This window comes from Mycobacterium sherrisii, assembly GCF_002102355.1.
Taxonomy (GTDB): Bacteria; Actinomycetota; Actinomycetes; order Mycobacteriales; family Mycobacteriaceae; genus Mycobacterium; species Mycobacterium sherrisii.
The window spans coordinates 1-2,573 of sequence record NZ_LQPT01000109.1; the positions used below are offsets into that span (position 1 = coordinate 1).

The following is a 2,573-nucleotide window of genomic DNA, read 5'->3' on the forward strand; positions in this document are numbered from 1 at the left end:
TGTCAGCGGTCACGTAATTCCCCAGGTCTGAGGGGTTGTCCGTCACGTAATTCCCCACCCGCCGTCACGTAATTCCCCACCCTCGGGGCGTGTCCGGCGGGGATTCAGGTGCTGCTCAGGTTCGCTCCGTTCGGGTGCCCCGCCAAGGGGTCCTGGAAGGGGCCTTGAGTGGCGAGGAGATCGTGGAACGTGACGGACTTCGTGGAGATGTTCCGACATTGGAACGCCGGCCGGTCCCAGGTGCAGATCAATGAGGCACTGGGCATCGACCGCAAGACCATCCGCAAGTATGTGGCCCCGGCCTTGGCCGAGGGTCTGCAACCCAGCCCAGAGGAGTTCGACGAGGAGCTATGGCGGGCACGGATCGGGCGGTGGTTCCCGGAGTTGATGGATCCGACGGTGCGGGCGGTGACCTGGCCGCTGATCGGGGCGCATCGCCAGTGGATAGCCGAACAGCTGGGCGTGCCGGTGACAGTGGCCACGATTGCCCAACGCCTGCGCGACGACCATGGGGTCGATGTATCGGAGTCGACGGTACGTCGTTACATCACAACCACTTTCGCTGAGAGGTATCTCGAGAGCAGAGTCACTGTTCCGCGGGGTGCGGTCGAGCCGGGCAGCGAAGCACAGATCGACTACGGCAAGCTCGGCATGTGGCGTGACCCGGAATCGGGGCGCCGCATCGCGGTGTGGGTGTTCGCGATGATCCTGTCGTGCTCGCGGACGTTGTTCGTCCAACCGGTGCTGCGGATGGACCAAACATCCTGGAACGCCTCGCATGTCGCGGCGTTCGAGTTCTTCGGTGGTGTCCCGGCGCGGCTGGTGTGCGATAACCTCAAGACCGGGGTCGAGCGACCCGACCTCTACGATCCGCTGATCAATCTGGCCTACGGCGAGCTCGCCGCGCACTACGGCACCCTGATCGACCCGGCGCGGGCCCGCAAGCCGAAGGACAAACCCCGCATCGAGCGGCCGATGCCCTACATTCGGGACTCGTTCTTCGCCGGCCGCGAGTTCACCTCGCTGGCACAGATGCAGGCCGAGGCGATCAGGTGGTCCACCGAGGTATACGGAGTCCACAAGCACCGCGGCCTGGATGGGCAGACACCGGCATCGGTGTTCGCCGCGATCGAACGTGATGCACTGATTCCGTTGCCGCCCAGAGCGTTTGAGTCGGTTGTCTACTCGATCGGGCGGGTCGCCGCGGATTGCCACGTCAAGTCCGGCAAGGCGCTGTACTCAGTGCCGTGGCGGCTGATCGGCCAGCAGGTCACCGCCCGCACCGCCGGTGACGTCGTGCAGATCTTCCACAGCGGGACCGTGGTCGCGACCCACGTGCTGCACCTGTCGGGCCGCTCGACGAACTTCGAGCACTACCCGCCACACAAGATCGCCCACACCCTGCGCACCGTGACGTGGTGTCGCACCCAGGCCGAGCAGATCGGGCCCGGCGCCGTCGCGGTCGTCGCCGAACTGTCCACGGTCAACGCCATCCACCGGCTCCGCGCCATCCAGGGGATCATCCGCCTGCGCGAGAAGTACGGCGATGACCGGCTGGACGCGGCCTGCACACGAGCACTGCAAGTCGGAGACCCCGGCTACCGCACCGTCAAAGGCATCCTGGTCGCCGGCACCGAAGCAGACCAGGACCCGCCCGCAGTCGTCCCGGCACCACCGGCGATGCTGCGCGGACCTGACGCGTTCGACACCGACCTCAGCGCCTGAGCGCACCAAAACACCTCCCACTGCAACCACTTCGACTCTCCAAGGACATTGTCATGACAATTCACGATCCCAGCCTGCGGGCCGCACTGAAGACCCTCAAACTGACCGGCATGCTCGATACCCTCGACGCCCGCCTGGCCCAAACCCGCGACGGGGAACTCGGACACCTGGAATTCCTGCAGGTGCTCTGCGAAGACGAAATCGCCCGCCGCGAGACCGCCGCCCTGGCCCGACGGGTCCGCCGCGCCCGCTTCGAACAGCACAACACTTTCGAGGACTTCGACTTCACCGTCAGCCCCAAGCTCCCTGCTGCGATGCTGCGCGACCTGGCCGCGCTGCGCTGGCTCGACGCCGGCGAGTCGGTCATCCTCTACGGTCCAGTCGGCGTCGGGAAAACCCATGTGGCACAAGCACTCGGGCACCAAGTAGCCCGCCGCGGCGGAGACATCCGCTTCGTCAAATGCTCCCGCATGCTCGCCGACCTCGCCGGCGGCCACGCCGACCGCACAATCGGACAACGCATGCGCGAATACACCCGCCCCCTGGTCCTTATCGTCGACGATTTCGCGATGCGCGAGCACACCCCCACCCAAAGCGACGACCTCTACGACCTAGTCTCCGACCGCGCCATCGCCGCCAAGCCCCTGATCCTGACCAGCAACCGGGCCCCGAAGGACTGGTACCCGCTGTTTCCGAACCCGGTCGTGGCCGAATCGCTGCTCGACCGACTGATCAACACCAGCCACCAAGTCCTCATGGACGGCCCGTCCTACCGACCCCGGAAACGACCCCGCACCAAGACCACCTGACACCCACTTCAACGATTCGCTACGCTCACCGCAGCAGCG

2 protein-coding genes are annotated in these 2,573 nt (G+C 65.9%); both read left to right on the plus strand.

Going from position 1 to position 2,573, the window contains the following annotated elements:
• Nucleotides 1-189 precede the first annotated feature (189 nt).
• On the plus strand, nt 190-1,725 hold the full coding sequence (istA, locus tag AWC25_RS23510) for an IS21 family transposase (protein WP_085167897.1): 1,536 nt from the start codon (nt 190-192) through the stop codon (nt 1,723-1,725).
• 53 nt (nt 1,726-1,778) lie between these two features.
• The gene (istB, locus tag AWC25_RS23515) at nt 1,779-2,534 is read left to right on the plus strand and encodes an IS21-like element helper ATPase IstB (RefSeq protein ID WP_085167899.1); all 756 of its coding nucleotides are present in this window, start codon (nt 1,779-1,781) and stop codon (nt 2,532-2,534) included.
• Nucleotides 2,535-2,573: the final 39 nt, after the last annotated feature.

Coding starts and splice junctions, on each gene's coding strand:
- istB (WP_085167899.1), top strand. CDS start 1,779: ATGACAATTCACGATCCCAGCCTGCGGGCCGCACTGAAGACCCTCAAA.